The 25057-nt window shown below is 65.3% G+C and carries 17 protein-coding genes; 9 read left to right on the forward strand and 8 right to left on the reverse strand.

Annotation, left to right across the window (positions count from 1 at the left end):
- Positions 1 to 28: 28 nt before the first annotated feature.
- Complete coding sequence (locus M0209_RS11445; protein WP_258888399.1) at positions 29 to 2281, forward strand: S8 family peptidase; 2253 nt, start codon at positions 29 to 31, stop codon at positions 2279 to 2281.
- Here the strand turns inward: M0209_RS11445 and M0209_RS11450 are convergent.
- The 8 genes from M0209_RS11450 to M0209_RS11485 form a co-directional block, all read right to left on the reverse strand.
- The gene (locus tag M0209_RS11450; RefSeq protein ID WP_258888400.1) at positions 2278 to 2637 is read right to left on the reverse strand and encodes an iron-sulfur cluster assembly accessory protein; all 360 of its coding nucleotides are present in this window, start codon (positions 2635 to 2637) and stop codon (positions 2278 to 2280) included. The two genes, M0209_RS11445 and M0209_RS11450, sit on opposite strands and share 4 nt — an antisense overlap.
- Positions 2637 to 3092, reverse strand: a complete 456-nt coding sequence (locus tag M0209_RS11455) for an SUF system Fe-S cluster assembly protein (RefSeq protein WP_258888401.1) — start codon at positions 3090 to 3092, stop codon at positions 2637 to 2639. The genes M0209_RS11450 and M0209_RS11455 overlap by 1 nt, the downstream gene beginning before the upstream one ends.
- A complete protein-coding gene (locus M0209_RS11460) occupies positions 3089 to 4303 on the reverse strand; it encodes an aminotransferase class V-fold PLP-dependent enzyme (RefSeq protein ID WP_258888402.1) in 1215 nt (404 codons plus the stop codon). The genes M0209_RS11455 and M0209_RS11460 overlap by 4 nt, the downstream gene beginning before the upstream one ends.
- A gap of 53 nt (positions 4304 to 4356) precedes the next feature.
- Entirely contained in the window at positions 4357 to 5085 is a 729-nt protein-coding gene (locus tag M0209_RS11465; protein ID WP_258888403.1) for a SufD family Fe-S cluster assembly protein, read from the reverse strand.
- Between the two features lie 166 nt (positions 5086 to 5251).
- Positions 5252 to 6088: a Fe-S cluster assembly ATPase SufC gene (gene sufC / locus M0209_RS11470; RefSeq protein ID WP_258888404.1), complete on the reverse strand. Its 837-nt coding sequence runs from the start codon at positions 6086 to 6088 to the stop codon at positions 5252 to 5254.
- Positions 6089 to 6493: 405 nt separating this feature from the next.
- Positions 6494 to 7984 (reverse strand): Fe-S cluster assembly protein SufB, encoded by a 1491-nt coding sequence (gene sufB / locus M0209_RS11475; protein ID WP_258888405.1) that lies wholly within the window; start codon positions 7982 to 7984, stop codon positions 6494 to 6496.
- 169 nt (positions 7985 to 8153) lie between these two features.
- Positions 8154 to 8564: an Rrf2 family transcriptional regulator gene (locus M0209_RS11480; RefSeq protein ID WP_258888406.1), complete on the reverse strand. Its 411-nt coding sequence runs from the start codon at positions 8562 to 8564 to the stop codon at positions 8154 to 8156.
- A gap of 45 nt (positions 8565 to 8609) precedes the next feature.
- The gene (locus M0209_RS11485; protein WP_258888407.1) at positions 8610 to 9473 is read right to left on the reverse strand and encodes a helix-turn-helix domain-containing protein; all 864 of its coding nucleotides are present in this window, start codon (positions 9471 to 9473) and stop codon (positions 8610 to 8612) included.
- A 318-nt stretch (positions 9474 to 9791) separates the two neighbouring features.
- Here M0209_RS11485 and M0209_RS11490 point away from each other — a divergent pair, with 318 nt between their 5' ends.
- From M0209_RS11490 to M0209_RS11525, 8 genes are all read left to right on the forward strand, one after another.
- Positions 9792 to 10835 (forward strand): quinone-dependent dihydroorotate dehydrogenase, encoded by a 1044-nt coding sequence (locus M0209_RS11490; RefSeq protein WP_258888408.1) that lies wholly within the window; start codon positions 9792 to 9794, stop codon positions 10833 to 10835.
- A 23-nt stretch (positions 10836 to 10858) separates the two neighbouring features.
- On the forward strand, positions 10859 to 12526 hold the full coding sequence (gene ggt, locus M0209_RS11495) for a gamma-glutamyltransferase (RefSeq protein ID WP_258888409.1): 1668 nt from the start codon (positions 10859 to 10861) through the stop codon (positions 12524 to 12526).
- A 148-nt stretch (positions 12527 to 12674) separates the two neighbouring features.
- Positions 12675 to 14465: a long-chain fatty acid--CoA ligase gene (locus M0209_RS11500; protein ID WP_258889627.1), complete on the forward strand. Its 1791-nt coding sequence runs from the start codon at positions 12675 to 12677 to the stop codon at positions 14463 to 14465.
- A 17-nt stretch (positions 14466 to 14482) separates the two neighbouring features.
- Positions 14483 to 16315: a DUF885 family protein gene (locus M0209_RS11505; RefSeq protein ID WP_258888410.1), complete on the forward strand. Its 1833-nt coding sequence runs from the start codon at positions 14483 to 14485 to the stop codon at positions 16313 to 16315.
- Positions 16316 to 16867: 552 nt separating this feature from the next.
- Positions 16868 to 20155, forward strand: coding sequence for a caspase family protein (locus M0209_RS11510; RefSeq protein WP_258888411.1), 3288 nt, complete (start codon positions 16868 to 16870; stop codon positions 20153 to 20155).
- On the forward strand, positions 20152 to 22089 hold the full coding sequence (locus M0209_RS11515; RefSeq protein WP_258888412.1) for a caspase family protein: 1938 nt from the start codon (positions 20152 to 20154) through the stop codon (positions 22087 to 22089). Before M0209_RS11510 ends, M0209_RS11515 begins: the two co-directional genes overlap by 4 nt.
- On the forward strand, positions 22086 to 23129 hold the full coding sequence (locus M0209_RS11520) for a serine protease (RefSeq protein WP_258888413.1): 1044 nt from the start codon (positions 22086 to 22088) through the stop codon (positions 23127 to 23129). The genes M0209_RS11515 and M0209_RS11520 overlap by 4 nt, the downstream gene beginning before the upstream one ends.
- Positions 23126 to 25042, forward strand: coding sequence for a TIR domain-containing protein (locus tag M0209_RS11525; protein ID WP_258888414.1), 1917 nt, complete (start codon positions 23126 to 23128; stop codon positions 25040 to 25042). Before M0209_RS11520 ends, M0209_RS11525 begins: the two co-directional genes overlap by 4 nt.
- The last annotated feature ends 15 nt before the right edge of the window (positions 25043 to 25057 follow it).

The following is a 25057-nucleotide window of genomic DNA, read 5'->3' on the forward strand; positions in this document are numbered from 1 at the left end:
GATTCCGGTGCGGGAGTCGGGAGGGCTTATGACGGCGATACGCGCGCGATTGCTGGCGGGACTGGCCTTGCCGTTGGGCGCACTCGCAGGGTGCGGCGGCGGGGAGAGCGGTGGCAGCGTCGCCTCCACCCCGACCCCGACACCCGTATCGGTGACTTCGTCCGCCACCCCTGCGCCGACGCCGACGCCGACCGTCAATTACGATACCGCCGAATACCGTCGCTCGAATGCCGCTGCACAAGCGCAGGCGCTGACGGCGTATAACGCCGGGGCGACCGGCGCAGGCGTGCTCGTCGGTGTGATCGATTCGGGTGTGGATGCGACGAGCAGCGAGTTTGCCGGACGGATCAGCCCGCTGTCTGCCGATTTTGCGGGATCGCGCGGGATTCAGGACGAGGGCGGCCATGGCACCGCCGTGTCCGATGTGTTGCTGGGTGCACGCAACGACACCGGCATTCATGGCGTCGCCTTCAACGCCACCCTGCTGGCGCTCCGCACCGACACGCCGGGAACCTGCGCGTCGGCGACGGGCGGCAGCGACGGCTGCACGCATAACGACAACAATATTGCCGCCGCGCTCGACGCCGCCGTGTCCGCGCGGGCGCGGGTGGTGAACATCTCGCTGGGCGGGACACCGGCGAACACCCGGCTGCGCGGGGCCATCGACCGCGCGACGGCGGCGGGCACGATCATCGTCATCGCGGCGGGCAACGAAGGCGTGACCAATCCGGTCGCGGCGAACAATCCCGACATGCTGGCGCAAGTCGCCAACGATCCCATCGCGCGCGGGTTGGTGATCATCGCGGGCGCGACCGACTCGACCGGGGTGCTTGCCGATTTCTCGAACCGGGCGGGCAATGGCGCGACGAATTATCTGGCGGCGCTGGGGTCGCGGGTGCGGGCAGTGGACGAGACCGGCACGTCGTACCTCTACAGCGGAACGTCATTTGCTGCGCCGGTGATTTCGGGCGCGGTGGCGCTCATCGCGCAGGCCTTTCCCACCCTGACCCCGGCGCAGATCGTGGCGCTGCTTTACCGCTCCGCCGACGACCGCGGCGCGACCGGCGTCGATACGGTCTATGGCAATGGCGAGATCAACCTGGCGCGCGCGTTCGGCCCCATCGGGTCGCTATCGCTGCCCGGTTCGGCAGTGCCAGTGTCGCTCAGCGCCAATGCGACGCTGGGTGGGGCGATGGGCGATGCGGTGAAAGGGAGCCTGAGCGCCGTCATCCGCGACGAGTTCGGGCGCGATTTCGGCGTCGATCTCGCGCCGACATTGACGCGCACCGCAGTCCGGCGGACTTTGGCGGGCGGACTGGCGCTGTTGGGGCGCAACCTGTCGGCGGCGGGCGGGCGGACCAGCTTCGCGCTCGCCATCGACGACCGCGAGAGCGCGCGTCCGCTGATGCTGACGTCGCGCGAGGCCGGGCAGGCGCGGGTGCTGGCCGGGTCGATGACCATCGCAGTGTCGAAGGATCTGAAGCTCGGCTTCGGCGGCGGTGTCGGGGCGGACGGGCTGTTGCCGGACGCACAGCACAGCCGCGAACCCGCGTTCCTCGTCACCGACCGCAGCCTCGACCGTGCGCCGCTGGGCGCGTTCGCGGTGCGGCAGGCGTTCGGGCGGATCGGGGTGACGCTCGCTGCCGAGAGCGGCCAGATGCAGCTGTGGCAACGCGGCGAAGTCGGCCCGATGGCCGATGGCGTGCGGCGCTATGCCTATTCGCAGGTGTCGGCCGGCGTCGATGGTCGCGCAGGGCCGGTTGCGCTGACCGCGAAACTGTCGCGGCTCGACGAGCGGGCGACGGTGCTCGGCAGTCGCTTCGGCGCGGCGCTGGGCGGCAATGGCGCGGTTAGCTGGTTCGCCGATGTCGGGGCGACGGTCTCGCCGGGCGAGAACATGCGGCTGGGCGCGACGTGGCGGCGCGGGTGGACCGGGCTGGGGGCGAATAGCGTGCGCGGGCACTCGGTGCTGCTGACGCAGGGGCTGTCAGGGACGGTCACGCGCGACAATCTATGGGTCGCGGGCGACAGTTTGGCGCTCCGCTATTCGGAACCGCTGCGCGTAACCGGGGGCGGGTTGGACCTGCTAGCCTTGGGCAGCATGCCGCAGCTGCTGTCGCTTACGCCTTCGGGCCGCGAGCGCGACTGGGAGGCGGTCTATGCGCGGCCGCTGGGGCGTGGCTGGCTGACGGCGAACACCTATTTGCGGCGGCAGGCGGGGCATTATGCGACCGCGCCCGACGATCTGGGCGCGGCGGTGCGCTACAGCTTCGGGTTTTAGACCGTAAAGCTCTCGCCGCAGCCGCAGGCTCCCTTGGCATTGGGGTTTTCGAAGACGAACCCGGCAGTGAAGTCGTCCTCGACCCAGTCCATCCGGCTGCCGATCAGGTAGAGCACCGACGCGCTGTCGACATAAAGCGTGCCGCCCGCCGTCTCGATCTTCTCATCCATCGGGCTGGCGGTGCTGACATAGTCCACCGAGTACGCGAGGCCCGAACAGCCGCGGCGCGGGGTCGAGAGCTTGACGCCGACGGCATCGGCGGGGGCTTTCGACATGAGGTCGGCAATGCGGGTCTCGGCACCCGGAGTGAGGAGAAGCGCTGCCGGGCGCGCACGGGTTTTGGTCTCCACACTCATCACAACATCCCCAGTTCGAGGCGCGCTTCGTCGGTCATCTTGCCCGGATCCCAGGGCGGATCCCAGACGAGGTTGACGTCCACCACGCCCACGCCCGGCACGCTGCCGACGCGGAGTTCGACTTCGGTCGGCATGGTTTCGGCGACCGGGCAGTTCGGGGTGGTCAGTGTCATGTTGACATGGACATGCCCCTCATCGACCTCGACGCCGTAGATCAGGCCCAGGTCGTAGATGTTGACCGGGATTTCGGGGTCGTAAATGTCCTTCAACGCGGCGATGACCGCTTCGTACAGGTCGCCGCCGGGTTCGCCTGCCGCCAGTTCGGGCGGTTTGGCGTTCAGGAACCCGTCGAGATAGTCGCGCTTGCGCTCGAACGACTCGCGCGGCGACTCCTCCACATCCTGCACCCGCGCTTTGGGCGGCGCTTCCACGCTGGTGACTTCCTCGATCTTCATCCGAACAGCTTCCTTACCCGTTCCAGTCCCCGGACCAGCGCCGCAATGTCGTCGGGCCCGTTGTAAATGCCGAATGACGCGCGCGCAGTGGCGTCCACGCCCAAATATTCCATCAACGGCTGGCAGCAGTGATGCCCCGCGCGGACCGCCACGCCCTCTTCGTCCAAGATAGTGCCGACGTCGTGCGGGTGCACCCCCTCGACGTTGAAGCTGACGATGCCTGCCGAGTTTTCGGGACCGTAAAGCGTGACCGAGTTCATCGACCGCAGCGCGTCGCGACACTGGGCCACGAGCGCGGTCTCGTGGGCGTGGATCGCGTCGAGACCGATGCTGTCCACATAGTCGATGGCCGCATGCAGCCCGACGACACCGACGATGTGCGGCGTCCCCGCCTCGAACCGACCCGGGGGTGGTGCGTAGGTTGTACGCTCGAACGTCACCCGGTCGATCATCGCGCCGCCGCCGTGCATCGGGGGCATCGCATCGAGCAATTCGGCGCGGCCCCACAGCACGCCGATACCGGTCGGCCCGTAGAGCTTGTGGCCTGAAAACACCGCAAAATCGGCCGAAAGGTTCGTAAAGGAGACTCCCAGGCGCGGAATCGCCTGGCAGCTGTCGAGCAGCAGCTTGGCGCCGACAGCGTGAGCGAGCGTGGCGGCGCGCTCGACGTCGAGCACTGACCCTAAGACATTGGAAACATGAGCAAAACTGACCATCTTGTGGTCGGGCGTCAGCATTGCTTCGGCGGCGTCGAGGTCGATCTGCCCGTCGGAGGTCAGTGAGCAAACGTCGACCTGCCAGCCCGCGAGCTGCCATGGCACGATGTTCGAGTGATGCTCCAACTGGCTAAGCAGCACCCGGCCCTTTTCAGGGTAGCTCTGCGCGACGAGGTTGATCCCCTCGGTCGCGCCGCGCACGAACACGATCTCGTTTTCCGACGCCGCCCCGATGAACTTCGCGACGCGGCGGCGGGCGGCCTCGTAAGCGAGCGTCATGTCGGCGGAACGCGCGTACACCCCGCGATGGACGGTCGCGTAATCGGGACCATAGGCGCGGGCGATGGCGTCGATCACGACCTGCGGTTTCTGCGCGGTGGCGGCGGTGTCGAGGTAGTGCCAGTCACCGATTCCGGGGAAATCGGCGCGGTAAGAGGAGATGCCCAACGCACCGACTTGGCTGAGCTTGTCGAAGCCCCTTCCTTCTTCTGCCATGGACGCAGAAGAAAGGCCTTCGACAAGCTCAGTCAAGTCGGGTGTGAGAGTGCTCACGACAACCGCCCCAGAGCGTCCAGCGCCGCCGCTTCCAGCTTGTCCTGCGCCTCCGCCCCCGCAAACACCTCACTCACGAACGCCTGCAGCAACAGCGTCTGCGCGTCCTCCGGCGGAATCCCGCGCGCGGCGAGATAGAACAGCGCGGTCTTGTCGAGTTCGCCGACCGTCGCGCCGTGCGCGCATTTCACGTCGTCGGCGTAGATTTCGAGTTCGGGTTTCGAATTGGCGGTCGCGGTGCGGCTGAGCAGCATCGCCTTGACCGATTGCACGCTGTCGGTCTTTTGCGCGTCGCGCGCGACGGCGACCTTGCCGAGGTAGCTGCCCGTCGCCGACCCGCCGAGGACCGAGCGCACGACCTGATTGCTGGTCGCGTTCGGCTCGATATGGCGGACGGTGGTGACGATTTCGAGGTTGGCCTCCCCGCCGCCGATCTGGACCGCGCCGAATTCGAAATGCGCGCCGTCGTGGAGCGTCACGTCGATGGCAATGCGGCCATAACCAGCGCCCTCGTTCAACACATGAAAGTCCATCCGCGCGCCCGCGCCGAGGGTGATGGCGAAGTCATGGATGCCGCTGTCGGCGATCAGATAGCGCTTCGCTGTCTCGCCCGCCGCAGCCACAATCTCGGTTGCAGGCTGCACGGGCCACAAGCGCGCGACAGCCTCCAAATCGCTATACCGCCACGCCTCATCCTTACGGGTGGGGAGAACAAGGGCGGTCACAGAACGCACCCTTTGCGCCTTTTTTTTACTTTGCGCCTTTGCGTTAAACCTCTTCCCTTCGTTGCAACTGTGTACGCGCCAAAAGTGTGGGACAGGGTTTCACGCGAAGGCGCAAAGAAGAAGGAAAGACGCAAAGAAGGAATAAGGCCTGCGGCGCTAACGCTCGTCATGCCGCCAGTTCCCTATAGCCTTCGCGCTCCAGTTCGAGCGCGAGTTCGGGGCCGCCGGTGCGGGTGATGCGGCCACCGTCGAGGACGTGGACGAAGTCCGGCTTCACATAATCGAGCAGACGCTGGTAGTGCGTGATCAGCAGCACCGCTTTGTCCGGTTTGCGCATGATCCGGTTGATACCGTCGCCGACGACGCGCAGCGCATCGATGTCGAGGCCGCTGTCGGTCTCGTCGAGGATCGCCAGCGCGGGGTCGATGATGCCCATCTGCACCATCTCGTTGCGCTTCTTTTCGCCGCCCGAAAAGCCGACGTTCACCGGGCGCTTGAGCATGTCGTAATCCATGCCCAGTGCCGCCGCCTGAGCGCGCGCGATCTTCAGGAACTCGCCCCCCGACAGCGGCGCTTCGCCGCGCGATTTGCGCTGCGCGTTGAGCGCCTCGCGCAGGAACTGGACGTTCGACACGCCGGGGATTTCGACCGGGTATTGGAAGCCGAGGAACAGGCCTGCGGCGGCGCGTTCGTGGGGGGCGAGAGCGAGGAGGTCGACCGACTTGCCTGAGCTTGTCGAAGGCCTTCCTTCTTCCTTCTCGACTGCACCAGAGGAAGAAGGGGCTTCGACAAGCTCAGCCAAGTCGGTTTTGGGGCGGAAGCGCACCTCACCCCCCGTCACCTCATAACCCGGCCGCCCGGCCAGCACATAGCCCAGCGTCGATTTCCCCGCGCCGTTCGGCCCCATGATCGCATGGATCTCGCCCGCGTTTACAGTGAGCGAAAGCCCCTTGAGGATCGGCTTGTCGCCGACGTTGGCGAGCAGGTTATTAATTTGGAGCACTGTCTTATTTCACCCTACATTCCAACAAGAACTGTTGGAGCTGAACATCGAGCGCATTTCGCTCAATATCTAGAAACTTCATCTCCATTTTTATGCCGTCTAGCTTTCTTGACAATGCATCTAGACGCTTCTCGATGTTTCTCTCATTGTGCTTTTGACTGAATGCTCGTCCGATAGGATTCATCGATATCGATTCGACTTGTAAATCAATTAAATCGGAACGTTGCTGTATCGTAAGTTTCGCTGCTAACGTCAGCCTGAACATTTCCGCTTGTATTCGATCGTGATCAACTTTCTGGGAACTTCTAAATTGTGTAGTATCACAAGTCGTGCCAGCAGTTGCAAGCTGCGAAACTATGCTTGAAAAACCGAGAAAAATGAGTACGACAAGAGTTGAAGGCCTCATCACCCCACACTCCCCTCAAGCGAAATCCCCAGCAGTTTCTGCGCCTCGACCGCGAATTCCATCGGGAGTTGCTGCAGCACTTCCTTCGCAAAGCCGTTGACGATCAGCGCCACGGCTTCCTCGGCGTTCAGGCCGCGCGCCATCGCATAGAACAGCTGGTCGTCGCTGATCTTGCTCGTCGTTGCTTCGTGTTCGATCTGCGCGGTCGGGTTGCGGACTTCGATATAGGGGACGGTGTGCGCGCCGCTGAGGCTGCCCAGCAACAGGCTGTCGCACTGGGTGAAATTGCGGACGTTTTCCGCCGTTGGTCCGACCCGCACCAGCCCGCGATAGGTGTTGTTGCTGTGCCCCGCGCTGATCCCCTTCGACACGATAGTCGAGCGGGTGTTCTTGCCGAGATGGATCATCTTGGTGCCGGTGTCGGCCTGCTGGTAATTGTTCGTCACCGCGACCGAGTAGAATTCGCCGACGCTGTTTTCGCCCGACAGGACGCACGACGGGTATTTCCACGTCACCGCGCTGCCGGTCTCGACCTGCGTCCAGCTGACCTTGGAGTTGCGCCCTTGGCATAGCGCGCGCTTGGTCACGAAATTATAGATGCCGCCTTTGCCCTCGGCGTCGCCGGGATACCAGTTCTGCACCGTCGAGTACTTGATCTCGGCATCGTCGAGCGCGACGAGTTCGACGACGGCGGCGTGGAGCTGGTTCTCGTCGCGCATCGGCGCGGTGCAGCCTTCGAGGTAGCTGACATAGCTGCCCTTGTCGGCGACGATCAGCGTGCGTTCGAATTGCCCCGTGTTCTCGGCATTGATGCGGAAATAGGTGCTCAGCTCCATCGGGCAGCGCACGCCTTCGGGGATGTAGACGAACGTCCCGTCGGAAAAGACCGCACAGTTGAGTGTCGCGAAGTAGTTATCGTGCATCGGCACGATCTTGCCGAGCCATTTCTTCACCAGCTCGGGATATTCGCGGATCGCCTCCGAGATGCTGCGGAAAATGACGCCCGCGCGTTCGAGCTCGGCGCGGAAGGTGGTCGCGACGCTGACGCTGTCGAACACCGCATCGACTGCGACCCGGCGCTGCGGCAGCCCGCCGTTTTCGCCACCCTCGACGCCTGCGAGCAATTTCTGCTCGGCAATCGGAATGCCTAGTTTTTCATAGACTCGCAGGATTTCGGGATCGACCTCGTCGAGGCTACCAAGCTTCGGCTTGGGCTTGGGCGCGGCGTAATAGTACGCATCTTGGTAGTCGATGGGCGGAACGTCGAGCTTGGCCCAGTCGGGGGCCTCCATCGTCAGCCACATCCGGAACGCCTTCAGCCGCCAGTCGAGCATCCACTGCGGCTCGTTCTTCTTGGCGCTGATGAAGCGGACGGTGTCCTCGCTCAGCCCCTTTGGCGCGAAATCGGTCTCGATGTCGCTCGACCAGCCATGCTCGTAATCGGCAACACTGTCGGCGGCAGCAATGGCTTCGGCGTTCTTCGTGGCCATTAAAACGCTCCCCGCGCCGCAGGCATTAAACCTTTGCGCCTTTTCTCTACTTTGCGCCTTTGCGTTAAATCTTTTCTCCCGTCGCCGTCGGCAAGAAGGGTTTCACGCGAAGCCGCAAAGAAGAGGGAAAGACGCAAAGAAGGGGGGAGGCCTGCGGCGCTTGGGCGTGTCATGCGTGCACTTCCGCCAGTTGGGTCAGTGGCACCGCCGCCAGCGCGCCGCGCACCGCGCCATTAACGGCACCCCAGTGCGGCTTGGTCTGGCAGCTGCCCTCCAGCCCGCAATCATGGCGACCGGTCTCGACGCATGGAGTCATCGCAATCGGCCCTTCGATGGCTTCGATAATGTCGGCCAGATTGATCGCTGCCGCCGGGCGCGTCAGTCGGAAACCGCCGCCAGTGCCGCGCAACGACGACAGCAGCCCGGCATGGCTTAGCCGCTGCATCAGTTTCTGCGCGGTGGGGAGCGGCACGCCGGTTTCGGCGCTCAATTGCGTCGCCGACAGCCGCGTCCCGCAGCGGTGGCGGGCAGCGGCGCTCATCATCACGATGGCGTAATCGGCCTGGGCAGTGAGTCGCATGTTGTAATCGGATATAATCGATCCGATTGAAAAGTCACGCTTCAGCTAGGCCTTGGTCACCAGCGGGTCGAGCTCGTCGAATTCGCTGCGCTTGAGCGTCAGCGCCGCCAGCGTCGGCAGATCGGTGTGGATGTGTGTCGGCGTGACCCCGGTAAACGCCTTGATCTCGCGGATGAAATGCGACTGGTCGTAAAAGCCGCCGTCGAGCAGTGCGTCGGCGTTCGACTGCCCTCTTGCCATGGCGATGGTCGCCTTCAGCGCGCGATATTTGCGCGCGAGCATCTTCGGCGGGGAGCCGTAATAGGCATTGCAGCGCCGCTCGACTTGGCGGCGCGACAGGCCGGTCGCACGGACGAGATCGTCGACCTCCGGATAGGGCGACGCGAGCCAGTCATCGACGATGCGGGTGAAATCGAGCGCAATTGTGCGCCCCTGCGCGATTAGCCGACGGGCCAGCGCGCTGCCGACGGCAACGCGCTCGTCGAAGGTCGTGCACGCCGACAGTGCTTCGGGTGCGCCACGGACGTCGTCGCCGAGCAATTCGACCGCATCGACCACGCGGTTGACGAGCAGCGAGGCCTCGAAATCGAGCAAGGTTCCCCAGCCGGCGGGGAGCAGCCCGACGCCGATGGTGTGCACCGGGCCGCGCATCGAGATATGCGTGGGACCGGTGGTCGGGCCGACGATCTGGATCTTGGGGACGCGCTGCACGTGCCCGTCGGCAAAGCGATACTCGCCCTCGCCGGCCAGGTTGATGCGGAATTGGGCGAGGTCGGCCTTGTCGGTGTCCTCGAAGGACGGGACGTCGGCGCGGAACTCGTAGAAAACGGACAAGTGCGCGCGCAGGTCTTCGGGCGGCATCGCATAGTCGAGCGTCACGGCGCCCGTTGGCTGCACTGCATCACCCATGTTGCGCCCGTTATTATAAGCCCCGGTTGATTTCAGGCTATGCGCTTCACAAGCAAATGAAAAGTCGCAGGAGCGATGTCGGACGATGCAAATATTGCGTCGGATGGCCCGAAAAAAAGGGGCCCGGACAGTTTCCCGTCCGGGCCGCCAGGAAAAGGTTTCCGCGTGGACGAGCCCCGCGAAGCCCTTCGGGTCGCAGGAATGTGTCTAAACGTTACGTTTGCGAGTCGTATTGGATGGAATCGACATATCGAAAAACTTCACCATTGCCGAAAGCTGCTTTGACGGCGTGCGCGACGGGCGATAGCCGCAACCGCCATGTCGCTGTTCGATCTTGCCCGCCCTGCCCTGTTCCGCCTCGACCCCGAACGCGCGCACGGCATGACGCTCGCGGCGCTGAAGGTCGCGCCGTGGCGGACGGTGCGGCACGATCCGGTGCTGGCGACACAAGTGGCGGGACTGGACTTCCCCTCGCCGGTCGGGCTCGCTGCCGGGTTCGACAAGGATGCCGAGGTGCCCGATGCAATGCTGGGGCTGGGCTTCGGCTTTGTCGAGGTGGGCACGCTGACCCCGTTGCCGCAAGAAGGAAACCCGCGCCCGCGCCTGTTCCGGCTGGAGGAGGACGAGGCAGTCATCAACCGGATGGGGTTCAACAATCGCGGGCAGACGGCGGCGCTGGAACGGCTGGAACGGCGCAAGCGGCGCAAGCGGCGCGGTGTGGTCGGAATCAATATCGGCGCGAACAAGGACGCGGTGGACCGGATCGGCGATTATGTCGCGGGCGTGCGGGCGATGGCGGGGGTCGCCGACTATCTGACGGTCAATATCTCGTCGCCGAACACGCCGGGGCTGCGCGGTTTGCAGGATTTGGGGCCGCTGACCGAGTTGCTGACGGCCATCGGCGACGTGCGCGTTGCGGGCGGGCCGCCGCTGTTTCTGAAAGTCGCGCCCGACCTGACCGACGGCGACATCGACGGGATTGTGAAGGCGGCATCGGGTCGAGTCGATGCGCTGGTCGTTTCCAACACAACGATCATGCGGTTCGAAAACCTGCGTTCGCCGCACAAAAGCGAGGCGGGCGGGCTGTCGGGCAAGCCCCTGCGCGGCCATGCCTATGAGCGACTCCGCGATTTCCGCCGCGCGACCGGCGGCACGATCCCGCTGATCGGGGTCGGCGGCATCGATTGCGCGGAGGAAGCCTATGCCCGGATCCGCAGCGGCGCGGCGCTGGTCCAGCTCTATTCCGCGCTGGTCTATCGCGGCCCCGGCCTCGCGCGCGAAATCGCCGACGGCCTCGCCCGCCAATTGAAACACGACGGTTTTGCCAGCGTCGCCGAAGCCGTGGGGGTAGACGCGGTTTAGCATCGCGCCCTAGGATGCCGTCCATGATCCGCAAACTCATCGGGCTGCTCGCCCTCTTCGCCGCCCAGCCCGTCCTTGCCGATGGGGGAGCCGTCTCCGCCGCCGACCCGCGCGCTGCCGAGGCCGGGCAGGAAATCCTGCGCCAGGGAGGCAGCGCCGCCGACGCCGCGATGGCGATGATGCTGGCGCTGACCGTGGTCGAGCCGCAGTCCTCGGGCATCGGTGGCGGCGGGTTCATCCTGTACCACGACGCGAAGACCGGACGGATCGGCACGATCGACGGCCGCGAAAAGGCACCCGCAAGCGCGAAACCCGAATTGTTTCTCGGCGCGGACGGCAAACCGCTCCCCTTCATCCAGGCTTTTCCCGGCGGCAAGTCGGTCGGCGTGCCCGGCAATATCCGCCTGATGGAACGTGTCCATGCCCGCTGGGGCAAGCTCGCCTGGGGCAAGCTGTTCCAGCCCGCGATCAAGCTGGCTGAGGACGGCTATACCGTCAGCGGCCCGACCGCCGCGCTGCTCCGCACCGTCGCGCCCTTGTGGAAGGATTTTCCGGCGGCGCGCGCGATTTATTGGGATGGCGACCGGCCCAAGGCGGAAGGGTCGACCGTCAAGAACCCGGCGCTCGCCGCCACCCTGCGCCGTATCGCCAAGGGCGGTGCACGGGCGTTCTACGCGGGACAGACCGGCCGCGCGATCACCGCCACCGTCGCCGGTTCGACCCGCAGCCCGACGCAACTGACCGCAGCCGATCTCGCCGCCTATAAGGTCGTCGACCGCGCCGCCGTCTGCCGTCCGTACCGCCAGTATAAAGTCTGCGGCATGGGCCCACCGTCGTCGGGCGCAACCACCGTGCTGCAAATGCTCGGCATGATCGAGCGCTTCGACATGAAGGCATTGGGGCCGGACAGCCCGGTCGGCTGGCATCTGATCGCCGAGGCCATGGGGCTGGGCTATGCCGACCGTGAAAAATATCTGGGCGATCCGGGGTTTGTGAAAGTGCCGGTCGCGGGGCTGCTCGATCCGGCCTACGTCAAATCGCGCTCGGCGCTGATTTCCGAAAAGACCTCGCTGGCGAAATACGAGGCGGGCACCCCGCCGGGGGCCGAGGCGCGCACCGCTGCGCTGTCGTCCGAAGTTGCGGGCACCACGCATTTCGTCGCGGTCGACGGGAGCGGCAATGTCGCGAGCATGACCTCGACCGTCGAAGGGCCGTTCGGCAGCCAGCTGATTGCCGAAGGGTTCGTCCTCAACAATGAGCTGACCGATTTCACCTTTGCCCCCGTCAAGGACGGCGCGCCGGTGGCCAACGCCGTCGCGGCAGGCAAGCGGCCCTTGTCCTCGATGTCGCCGACGATCGTTTACGGCCCCGATGGCAAGGTCGTGCTCGCGGTCGGCTCGGCGGGCGGCAAACGCATCATCATGCATGTCATGAAGGCGCTAGTCGGCGTGCTCGACTGGGGACTGCCCGCCAAGAACGCGCTGGGCTTGCCCAACATCTATTTCGGCGGCGACGCCATCCTGGTCGAACAGGGGACGAAGCTGTCGGCGATGTCGAACGAATTGGCAGCACTCGGGCGTACGGTGGTGTCCACCGACCTCGGCTCGAAACTGAACGCGGTCGAGCGCACGTCCAAGGGCTGGGTCGGGGCCGCAGATCCGCGCAGCAAGGGCGAGGCGCTGAGCGAGTGATATCTCCCTCTCCCTGAAGGGGAGAGGGACAGGCGCGCAGCGCCAGGGAGAGGAGAGTGCCGAGAGCCGGGAAACCCGGCCCCTCTCCCTCGCTCGCTGCGCTCGCATTTCCCTCTCCCCTTTAAGGAGAGGGAGGATGAGGAGAGACATGCGGACGTTCGAGACATTCCCCAACCTCGTGACGATGTTCTTTACGCGCGCGGCGGAGAACGGCGACGCGCCGTTCCTGTCGCACAAGGCGGGCAAGGGCTGGGAATCGCGCAGCTGGGCGCAGACCGCGCTCGAAGTTGCGAGCCTTGCCGCCGCGCTCAAGGCGATGGGCCTCCAACGCGGCGACCGGGTGATGCTGGTCAGCGAAAACCGGCCCGAATGGTGTATCGCCGATCTGGCGATCATGGCCGCAGGCTGTGTGACGGTGCCGACCTATGTCACCAATACCGAACGCGACCACGCGCATATTTTGGGCGACTCAGGCGCGAAGGCGGCCATCGTCTCGACCGCAAAACTCGCGCGCACCCTGCTCCCGGCCGTGCTGCGCTCGACGCATTGCAAGACCGTGATCGGCATCGAAGACGTCCGCATCGGCCAGTCGGGCGAGATCGTGCTGCAAGACTGGAATGCGCTGATCGCGGGCCAGACGCCCGACGTCGCGGCAGCGGCAGCCGCTGCCGATTTTCAGCGCAGCGACCTGGCCTGCCTGATCTATACCAGCGGCACCGGCGGGTCCCCGCGCGGCGTGCGCCAGCATCATGGCGCGATCCTGCACAATGTCGCGGGCTGCATCGATATCGTGTCGAACGATTATGGCTGGGACGACGAAATCTTTCTGTCGTTCCTGCCGCTCAGCCATGCGTATGAGCATTCGGGCGGGCAGTTCCTGCCGATCGGGCTGGGCGGGCAAATCTATTACGCCGAAGGGCTCGAAAAGCTCGCGTCGAACATCGAGGAAGTCCGCCCGACCCTGATGGTCGTCGTGCCGCGCCTGTTCGAAGTGCTGCGCGCGCGGATCGTCAAGAATATCGAGAAACAGGGCGGCCTCGCGCCAAAACTCCTCCAACGCGCGCTGTCGCTGGGTGCCAAAGACCTCGGCAAGGGGGTGCCCTTCTGGGACAAGCCAGTCGATTTCTTCATCAAAAAGACGCTGCGGCCCAAGGTGCAGGCCAAGTTCGGCGGGCGGATCAAGGCGCTGGTGTCGGGCGGCGCACCGCTCAATCCCGAAATCGGCGTGTTCTTCCACGCGCTCGGGCTGACCCTGTTGCAGGGGTACGGCCAGACCGAGTCCGGTCCGGTCATCAGTTGCAACCGGCCCAAGGCGGGCCTCAAGATGGACACCGTCGGCCCGCCGATGAAGGACACCGAAGTCCGCATCGCCGAAGACGGCGAAATCCTGGTGCGCGGCGAGCTCGTCATGCACGGCTATTGGAACAACGAGGCGGAGACCGCGCGCGTCCTGATCGACGGCTGGCTCCACACCGGCGACGTCGGCCATATCGACGACAAGGGCCGCATCGTCATTACCGACCGCAAAAAGGACCTGATCGTCAACGACAAGGGCGACAACGTGTCCCCGCAAAAGGTCGAGGGGATGCTGACGCTGCAACCCGAAATCATCCAGGCCATGGTCGCGGGCGACAAGCGGCCGCATCTCGTCGGGCTGGTCGTACCCGATCCCGAATGGCTGCAGGACTGGTGCATCAAGAATGACGTGAAGCCCGATGTCACCGCGCTGTGCGGCGACCCCGCCGTCCAGCGTGCGATCATGGCGGCAGTCGACCGGGTCAATGCCGAGCTGTCGGTCACCGAAAAGGTACGCCGGGTGTGCCTGACGGCGGACGCGTTCACGGTCGACAACGAGATGCTGACCCCGTCGATGAAGATCCGGCGGCACAAGATTCGCGAAGTCTATGGCGAGCGGCTGGACGCGCTGTACAAGGCCTGACGGCCAAAGGATATTTTATGAAGCAGAAACCGATGTTTGGCCTCGCTATCGTTGCCGCAAGCCTGCTCCTCCCGGCGACCGGCGCGCCCGCGCAAACGCCGGTGGCCGCAGCGACCGCAAGCAGCGAGGATGCGCGGCTGACCGCCTTCCTCGACGCCGAATTCGCCGAATATGTCAAAACCCAGCCGCAGCTGGCGACGCGCCTCGGCATCAAGGACGGTGGCGACCGCTGGAACGACATCGGCGACAAGGCCGCGATCGACCAGCTCGCGTGGCGCAAGGCGAGCGTCGCGCGGATGAAGGCGCAGTTCGACCGCGCACGCCTGTCGCCCGAAGCGCAGGTGAATTACGATATCTGGGCGCTCGAGGCCGAGCGTGCCGCGCTGTCGCAGGCCGACCGCCGCTATCGTCCGCCCTTTTATTCGCGGCTTTACTCGCTGCACAGCCAGCTGCCCGATTTCCTGGTCAACACGCACACTGTCGCCGACGCGATAGACTTGCAGAACTATATCGCCCGACTGCGCGGCATGCCTGCCGTGCTCGACGTCGCGATCGCGCGTAGCAAGGTAAGCAGCGCCGCAGGGATCCGCGCGCCGAAATTCCAGATCGACTGGATCATCGACGGCAGCACGAAACTGGTCAGCGGTGCGCCCTTCGGCCCCGGTCCCGATGCCGCGCTCTGGGCCGATGTGAAGGCGAAGACCGAAGCCTTGGTCGCCGCGAACAAGCTGTCGCGCAGCGACGCCGATGCACGGCTGGCCGAAGCACGTACAGCCATTCTTGCGCTGAAGCCGGCCTATGCGCGCGTGATTGCCTGGGCCAAATCCGAACTGCCGACCGCGAAGAGCGGGCGCGTGGGCGCAATTTCGCTGCCGGGCGGCGCGGCCTATTATGCCAACGAACTGAAACTCAACACGACGACCGACCTGACCGCCGCGCAGATTCACGCCATCGGCCTGAAAGAAGTCGCGCGGATCGAGGGCGAGCAGGACGCGCTGGCGCGGCAGGCCGGGTTCAAGGACCGCAGCGCCTATTACGCCAAACGTGCGCGGCTGTTCCCGCCAAAGCCCTATGACGATGCATCGCGCGCCGAATATCTGGCCACCGCCAATGCTTTTGTCGCCAAGACACGCGCCTTGCTCCCCGGCTATTTCGGGATGCTGCCGGCTTACGGGATCGAAGTGGTGCGCGAACCGGCGTTCAGCGAAGTGGCGGGCGGGGCCGCGCACGCCTCCGCGCCGAGCCCCGACGGCAAGCGACCGGCGCGGACCTATGTCCATCTGGTCGGCAACACCACCGACCCGGCGGCTCTCTACACGCTGATGTGCCATGAGGCTGTCCCCGGCCACAACACGCAGGGCGATATCCAGGTGCGGCAAAAAGGCGGGCCGAAATTCCGTGCGGTGACGGGCTATGTGGCGTTCGGCGAAGGCTGGGGCCTGTATGCCGAAGCCGTATGCAAGGAAATGGGAGCTTACCCCGACATTGCCGCCGATTTCATGCGCCTCGACGCCGAACTGTTCCGCGCCGCGCGCCTCGTGACCGACACCGGCCTCCACGCACTTGGTTGGACCGAGGATGCCGCAGTCGAATATATGACGACGACGGGTCGCCAGCCGCTGCAACGGTCTCGCTCGGAAGTGCGGCGCTACATCACGCTGCCCGGACAAGCGACCGGCTATAAGATCGGCATGCTCAAGATCGTGGAGCAGCGCAAAAAAGCCGAAGCCGCGCTGGGCGCGAAGTTCGATCTGAAGGGATTTCACGACCTGCTGATCGCCTCGGGCTCGCAGCCGCTGTCGATCCTGGAGCGGCGGGTCGACGAGTGGATTGCGGCGCGGGCGAAGTAAGGAGGGTGTGCGTCGCGGCAAAGCCGCGCCGTCGTCGGTCCTAAGCTTCGCTCAGGCCGGCCGTGCTAGCCGGTGGGCAATCTAGCTTCGCTAAATCGTGCCCCGGCAGCGCACCCCTTCGCTTCGCTCGGGAGTGTTCACGCCAAAATCGTCCCCCGGACGATTTTGTGCAGTGAACACTGGTGCCCCAAAGCCTACCAAGATGGGCACTCAGAACAATGGGAAATTTCAGTGCCATGGTCACGGGTAGCGTGACGGCAGCTTCGTTGGACAGTCCGGAAAGTCTCCTATTGAGCTACAAAGGCTTGAACCGGCCTTTCATTCATCTGCTTGCGTATGGCAGCTTCGGGGCTAATCCAGCCCATCCACGGCAATCACTGGTCGTGATCCAAAGACCGACCGTTCCGTGCCAACATACCGATTTGCTACAACGGGAAGCGCGGAACCACTGTGGGATAAGTTACCCGGCGCCTTAGGTTGAATCAGCAGCGATCCGCCGCAGCTAGGAGCTACTCGACAAATGCGGTAGGCATCCGCCACAAGGGGGCTGCGATGAGCGTTCTGCGTATGCCGGTTCTGGTTCGCATCGTGCTTGCCGTGCTCGTGACGCTGTTCGGGATCGGGACCGGTGTTGCCCAGACGGCTGACGCGCCGCCCCGGACGCGGGTCGGGGATGCCTTTTACCCAGCCTATGCCCGCCTCATCCTGCAATCGCAAAATCCAGGGGGTTCAGCCGCGGACGCCGTCGCGTGGACGTGGGACGACAAGTTCGTCGTTGCCGTCCACGCACTCGATCAAAAGGTGTTCGTCTGGGAGGTCGCGACCGGGCGGCTGATCAACAAGATCGATTTTCCGTCCTTTGCCGACGACGAGTGGTTCGAGCCGTCCCAAGTGGCGGTCGAGGTCGACAAGGACGCCCGAATGACTGTGCGTGGTCGTCTTGTTTCAGCCGACGACGAGAAGTTCTGCCGCTATGTCGAACTGCGTTACCCGCTGGGTAAAGCCGGAATCTGGAACCGCTCGACCCCGTTCGAAGACAAGGTGGCATGTGCCCCCGGTGGTGCGGCCAATACCGTTGCCAGGTCGGACGATGGCGGACGCACCTACGCGCACAACGGGCTGATGACTTTGGTCAACGGTCGCACCACAGACGACCCGGCGCTGCGCGTGCTCGACGCCAATGACCGCGTGATCCGCCGCCTGCAAAAGCCGCCACCGCTCGCGTTCACGCACGCGGCGCTGTCGCCCGATGGACGCACGATGGCGCTGATCGTCGACGCTCGCAGATTTCGCGAAGACGGGAGCTACATTGTCGACATTGACGAAGGGCTACGTGCCCAGCCCGCGAGCACGCGGGTTTTGTTGTTCGAGATTCCGACATCCACCCAACCGAAGCCCATCACCGTCCCGGGTGCTTATGCACGGGTGACGTGGCTTGATGACAAGCGCATCCTGCTGGCCCGGAACGACCTCGCCATTGCCATCGGCGATTCAAAATTCCTGCCCGATCCACGCCCGCCCACACCCGCGCGGATTGTCGATGTGACGACGGGCCAGGAGGTTGCCCCGCCGGTTCCCGAACGCTGCTTTGTGGTGCCATTGAAGGGCGATGTGCTGGTCGGCGCGGGGCTCGGGAACTGTTCCACCGACATGACGGCGGCGCGGGGGCTGATGCGCTACGATCCAGGCAGCGGTTGGCGCACGCTCGACGAAGCGAGCTTCAAGGGGGCCGTCATCAGCCACATCGCGCCGTCCCCCGATGGCAGCCGGATCGCCGTGTTCTACGCGGGAGCGGCCCCCGCAAAGACCTATGTCTTGCGGCTGTACGATGCCGCGAGCGGTGCGACCATCGCGCAGACGCCGATGCCCGACTATAGTTATGCCGCGCTGGCCTATGCCCCCGACGGCCGATCGGTGATCGCGACGCTCAACGGTCGCCATTTCAACTGGGAGCCGGGCAAGCCCCCCATCGAAGTCGGGCCGAATACGCCGCCCGCACTGCCCTTTACCCAGCCTGCGGTCGCCGCCGACGGACTGAGCTGGCACGAATATAGCTCGTCCTTTGATACGGTGTCGCTGATCGACATCGGCCCCAATCGACCGGGTGCTGCACCGCGTGTGACGCGCAAGCTCGATGGGGTCGTTGCGGCGGGGTTGATGCCCGGCAACAACGTCTACTGGGCCGTGACCCGGAACGACGGGATCCGGTTCTGGCCGTCATCGTTCGACTTGACCCGCAGCACTTTCGATATGATCTCGACCTGGCTGATTCCCGGCGGGCATTATTTCACGTTGACCCCCGACCGTCGCTACGACACCGATCTGGGCGCGGACAGCGACCAGTTTCGCTGGATCGTGACCGACTCGGCGTTCGAATCGCTCGGCCCGCAAACCTTTATGCGCGACTATTTCGAGCCGCGCCTCGGCGGGCGGGCGCTGGCGTGTACTGCGGCGGGCAACTGCGACCAGATGTTCAAGCGGGTGCCATCGGTGGTCCAGCTCAACCGCGCGCTGCCGACCGTCGAGATTGCCCGCTTCACGCCGGGGCCTAAACCCGATACCGCCTGGGTCGAGATCGTCGCGCGACCCGGCAACAAGCCCGAGGCCCGGTTCGGCAAGACGTCGAGCGCAATCTACGACCTTCGCCTGTTTCGCGATGGCAATCTCGTCGCGCGCCTCCCAGGGGTGACTGACCGGGCCGGGCTGTCGTTGGACGACTGGCGCACCGCCAATCTGGTGCGAACCGGTCCCGATGGCGTCGCGCGCTACCGCCGGGTCGTCGCCTTGCCGACCGGTGCGGACATCAAGGAAGTGCGATTCAGTGCCTATGCGTTCAACGAGGACCGCATCAAAAGCGAGACGGCGGCTCTGACCTATGACCGGCCCGCGACAACTCCACGCCCACGACGTGCCTATGTGCTGACGATCGGGATCGATGCCTATACAGATACGCGGCTCAAGCTGCGCTTTGCTGCGCGCGATGCCGATCTGATCGCGACGCGGCTCGCGGCGATCCCGGGCTTTGGCGAGGGCGATGTGCGGCGGGTCGCACTGACCGCGCCGAGTGGGGCGTCGCGCGCGATTTCGAAGGAAACCATAAGCGCGGCGCTCGGCATCCTTGCGGGCGCTCCACGTGGACCGCTGCTCGAAAAGCTCCGAGAGGCTGGCTTCGACGCCTCGGCACTCGACGCGGCATCCCCCGACGACATCGTCATCATCGCATATGCCGGGCACGGCTGGGCCGACAAGACCGGCAATTTCTTTCTGATCCCGAGCGATGCCAAGGCCATCGACCCGGCAACCCCGCCCGACACGTCGCGGTTCGTGTCCGCCATCGATCTCGGCAACTGGCTGAGCGGCGTCGACGCGGGCGAGATCGCCTTCATCATCGATGCGTGCAATTCGGCAGCGAGCGTCGATGCGGGCGGGTTCAAGCCGGGGCCGATGGGCGATGCCAATCTCGGCCAGCTGGCGTTCGACAAGGGTATCCGCATTCTCGCGGCGACGCAGAATGCCGATGTCGCGCTCGAGGACGACAAGCTCGGCCACGGGCTTTTGACCTGGGCGCTGGCCGGGGAGGGGATCGACGCCGGCGGTTTCGGGCGTGCCGACCGCGACAGGGACGGTGCGATCACGCTCGACGAATGGCTGCGCTATGCGACCGAGCGTCTGCCTGCCTTGAGCGAGGATGTGCGCCTCAAACGCTACAGCACTCTCGGCAGCCGCGATTTCGATCTCGTGCCGCTGGTCCCGGTCGAAAAGCCCAAGCCACAGGAACCTGCGCTGTTCGACTTCACCGGGCGGCCGAGCAGCACCGTATTGCGGAAACGGACGCCGTGACGCGGGTCGTCCTGTTCCTGCTCGCGCTCGCGATGCCGCTCGGGGCCAGTGCAGCAACGATCCGCAGCGTCTTCGTCGGCATCGACAAGTACCGCTACTCGAACGCCCCCGAAAACGACTTCGACGACCTCGAAGGCGCGGTCAGCGATGTCGGGCGGACCAAGGCGGCGCTGCAATCCGCCTATGGCATCGATGTGGGACCGACGCGACAGCGCGGCTGCCCGAACGGGGCGGGCGTTTCGGTGACGTTGATCGACAACTGCGCGACGAAAAAGGCGATCCTCGCCGCGCTCGACCGCCAGATCGCTGCGGCGGCCAAGGGCGACACGCTGATCTTCTTCTTCGCCGGACACGGGTCGCAGACCGACGACGGGTCGCTCAGGACCCAGGTGTCGGGGCGCAACAGCACCATCCTGCCGGTCGACGCGCGCAGCCCCGATGCGACGGTGCAGGGCGATATACTCGACCACGACATCCGCGTCTTCATCAACCGCGCGGTTGCGAAGGGCGTCAATTTCGTGTCGATCTTCGACTCCTGCCATTCGGGTACAGGCGCGCGCGGGATGGGGCCGGCCGGTCGCAAGCGCAGCGCGCCGCCGCTGCCTATCGCGACCCCGGCCGATGTCGCGGTGGTCGCGGGGCCGGGCTATTGGGTCCATTTCGGCGCCTCTACCGATGACGAGCAATCCTACGAGGTGCCGATGGGCGGCGGGCGGCACGGGGGGCTGTTCACCGATGCCTTTGTCAAAACGATCGCCCAGCCGCGTCTGGCGGGCGCGACCTTCGGTGACATTGCGACGGCGGTGCAGCTGGCGGTGCGCGATACGGGACGCACCGACCAGCATCCGCAGGTCGAGGGCGCGCTGAACGCGACATTGGGCGGGGCGAACAGCAACATTCCTCTGGTCGATGTCGAGGCGAGCGGCACCTCGGCAAAGCTCGCTGCCGGACGGCTGGCGGGCGTGACGATGGGGTCGGTCTATGCACTCTTCCCCGACCGAGCGCGTGCCATTGCTGCCGACCCGCAACCGGTTGCGACGGGCCGTGTCACCGCGCTCGACGATTTCGCCGCGACGCTGACGCTCGACCGCACGGCAAGCGGCCTTCTGCGCGCGCGCGAGACCGACCATGCGTTCGGCGACCGCCAGCTGCGGCTGGGCTTTGCGCTCGATGCAACGCGCGAAGCGGCGTTCAAGCGCGATCTTGCCACCCTGCCGTTCGTCAGTTTCGAAGGGCCGCCGCAGCTCGTGCTGAGCTTCGGCCAGAGCGGGCAGGGGATGCGTCACCTGCTGACGACACCTGACGGCGGCGTGGTCGAGGTGCTGCCGTCCGACCCTGGCCCAAGCCTGATCGATGCACTTGCCGCCGCGCTCCGTCGCGTCGCGCGGGTACAGGCAATGCTTGCGCTGCGGAGCGACCCGGCCAAGGGCGATGTGGATTTCTGCCTCGATAATGCGCCGCTGGGGGCCGCGCCCTGCGCGCCGGTGACCGGACGCTACGGGAGGGTGCTCGAAAGCGGCAAGCCGGTGCGCGTGCGCGTGTTCAATGCGACCGACCGCCCGCGCCATTTCTACGTTTTCGGCATCGACGCGCAGTATAACGTCCGCCAGATCCTGCCGATCGTCGGCGTGACCGACGAAGCACTGTCCAAGCGACGAATGCTGCCGCAGAACCAGCAGATCACGCCGCGCTCGGCGGGCAATTACCTGTTCATGGTGCTCGCCAGCGACACGCCGATCAATGCTGCCGCGCTCGAACAGAATAGCGGCGCGCGCAGTGTCGAAGCGTGCGGATCGACGCTCGCACGGCTGCTGTGCGACGCCAATGGCGGCACCCGCGACGCAACGGTCCCCGCGGTCGGCGACTGGAGCGCGATTGTCCTGCCCGCGCGGGTGGTTGCGCCCGGCGACCCGATGCTCGAAGGTAAACAATGATGAACCGCGCCGGATTCGCCCTATTGCTGCTCGCCGCCGTGCCGATGGCGGCGGCGGCGCAGACGGTGCCTGAGACGCCGCCGGTGCAGAACCCCGACACGCCGCCTGAACCCGATCCCGGCAATGGCCGCATCGTCGGCGGCAAGGTTGCACCTCCCGGCACTGCACCTTGGCAAGCCCAGATTTTCACCGTCGTGCCCTACACGCCCGAAGAGGTCGCCGACGACAACGCACTGGTCGCCAAGAATGCCGATGCCGGGTTCCACCTCGGCACGCGCGCGGACTGGGACCGCAATCATCGCTGCGGTGCGGTCTATATCGGCGACGACTGGCTGTTGACCGCGGCGCATTGCGTGTTCCGGCCCGACGTTGCCTTTCTGAAGGCGCGCAAGGTGCGACTGGGCACCCAGACGATCAGCGGCAATCGCGGGCAGGTCTTCTCGGTCGACCGCGCCGCCTATCACAAGGATTATGTCGCGGGCGGCACCTACCCCAACGACATCGCGATCATCCATCTCAAGCGCCCGCGCGGCAGCCGCCCGTTCGATCCGAGACTGATCGATAGGGTCGCGCTGCCCGGACCGACCGACCGCTCCCTCACCGATTACGACGACCTGCTCGTCACCGGCTGGGGCATGATGGAGTCGATGGACCCGGGCCGTAACATCATGGCGCGCGACAACCGCACGGTGAACGTCAATTCGGCGGTGTTGCGCCAGATCGCGCTTCAGGCCCTGCCTGGGAAGAGCTGCAATATTGTGGGGCGCGGGATCGACCCCGAACGTACTGTGTGCGCCGGCGTGATCGACGCGGCGAAAACGCTGCCCGGCGGCAAGGACGTCTGCGGCGGCGACAGCGGCGGGCCGCTGACCCGCGACCCCGACAGCCCCGGCGGCCCGCGCCTGCTGGTCGGCATCGTGTCGTCGGGGCGCGGCTGTGCGCTCCCGGCCTATCCGGCGATCTACACGCGCGTGTCCTATTATCGTCGCTGGATCGAGCTCGCCAAGGCAGCCCCCGTGGGCAAGGTCTCCCCGATGTGACTGAGGCCGGGGGCACCGAAGCGGCACTCAAGCCGACCGTCTTCATCAGCTATGCACGCACCGACCGGCCGCGCGTGAAGCCGCTGGCTGATGCGCTGACGGCGGCGGGGTTTGAGGTCTGGTGGGACGTGCTGATCGAGGGCGGCGCGGCGTTTGCCAAGACGATCGCCGAGCGGTTGCAGGCCGCCGATGCGGTCATCGTCGTCTGGTCGGCAGCATCAGTCGTGTCCGATTGGGTGCGCGACGAGGCCGATCATGCCCGCCAGCGCGGTCGCCTCGCGCCGGTGCTGCTCGACGGCACATTGCCGCCGCTCGGGTTCGGCCAGTATCATGCGGTCGACCTGTCGAAATGGCACGGCAATACCAGCGCGCCCGAAATCGACTCTGTGATTGCGGCCATTGCCGATGTCAGCGGTGCCCCCGCGCCGCAACGGGGCATCGCAAAGCGTAGCGGCGTTTCGCGGCGCACAGCCATGCTTGCGGGCGGCACCGCCGTTGCGGCGACGGCGGTCGGCGCGCTGGTGGTGTTCAAGCCCTTTGCCGCCACCGCCGATGCCAACAGCGTCGCAGTGCTGCCCTTCGCCAATCTCAGCGGCGATCCGGCACAGGCCTATTTCTCCGACGGGCTGGCCGAGGAAGTCCGCGCGGCGCTCGCTCGCAATGGGCGGCTGAAGGTCGCGGCGCGCACGTCGTCGAACCTGTTCCGCGACCTGAAAGACGATGCCAAGGGCGTGGCGAAGAAGCTCGACGTCGCCTTCCTGCTCGAGGGGAGCGTGCGAAAGGGTGGCGATATGGTCCGCGTCGCCGCCGAGCTGATCGATGCGAAAACCGGGTTCAGCAGCTGGTCGCAGACCTTCGACCGGCCCGCCGCCAATGTGCTCAACGTCCAGACCGAGATTGCCGATACGGTGGCGCGTGCGCTCGCGGTCAAGGTCGATCCGGCGTCGAAGGCCAAGGGCTCTACCAACGATCCCGCTGCCTATGACGCCTATCTGCGCGCCAAGGCGCTCTACAACGCCGACGCGGGCGAGGCGTCGGACCGCGCGGCACTGGCACAGATCGACGCGGCCGTGGCGCGCGACGGCAATTACGCGGCGGCGCTGGCGCTCAAGGCACGCATTCAGGCCTTGATTGCGGATCAATATGCCGTTCCCGACGGACTGCGCGCGGCGTATGACGCCGCCATCGCAACCGCACAGCACGCGGCAAAGATCGCGCCCGATCTGGTCGATACCGAGATTGCGCTCGGCAACACGCTGTTCAACGGGCGGATCGATGTGAAGGGCGCACGTGCACCCTATGAGCGCGCAGCGCAGCTCGGCGCAGGCGATGCCGATGTGTTGATCCCGTGTGCCTTCTACTTTGCGATGACCAAACGTGTCGCCGATGCCCAGCGTGCCGCGACCAAGGCGCGTGAGCTTGACCCACTCAATCCGCGCGCCTGGCGAATGGTTGGGACGGTGGATTATGCGCGCCGCGACTATCCTTCGGCGATCGGCAACTATGATCACGCGATCCGGCTTGCGCCGAACCTTGGCTTTGCCCGCGCGATCAAGGCCAATGCATTATTGCTGACTGGTCGTGCCGCTGAAGCCCGCGACATTTGTGCCGGAGAGCCTATCGATCTGTTTCGCCTGACCGGACTGGCGATTATCGAGCAGAAGCTCGGGCGAACGGCGGAAGCGCAGGCAGCACGAGCTGACCTGATCGAGCGTCTGGGTGATAACTCGCTCTACCAGCAAGCGGAAATTGCGGCACAATGGGGCAAAACGGATTTGGCAATCGCCGCGCTGCTTGGAGCCCAAAAAGCGAGCGATACGGGCCTGATATACGCAGCAACCGATCCGCTTCTCGATCCCATCCGCAACCGGCCCGAATTTTCGGCTTTGCTTAAGTCGCTGGGATTTGATTAACTGCGGGTGTCAACC

This window comes from Sphingomonas sp. SUN039, from assembly GCF_024758725.1.
Classification (GTDB): domain Bacteria; phylum Pseudomonadota; class Alphaproteobacteria; order Sphingomonadales; family Sphingomonadaceae; genus Sphingomonas_O.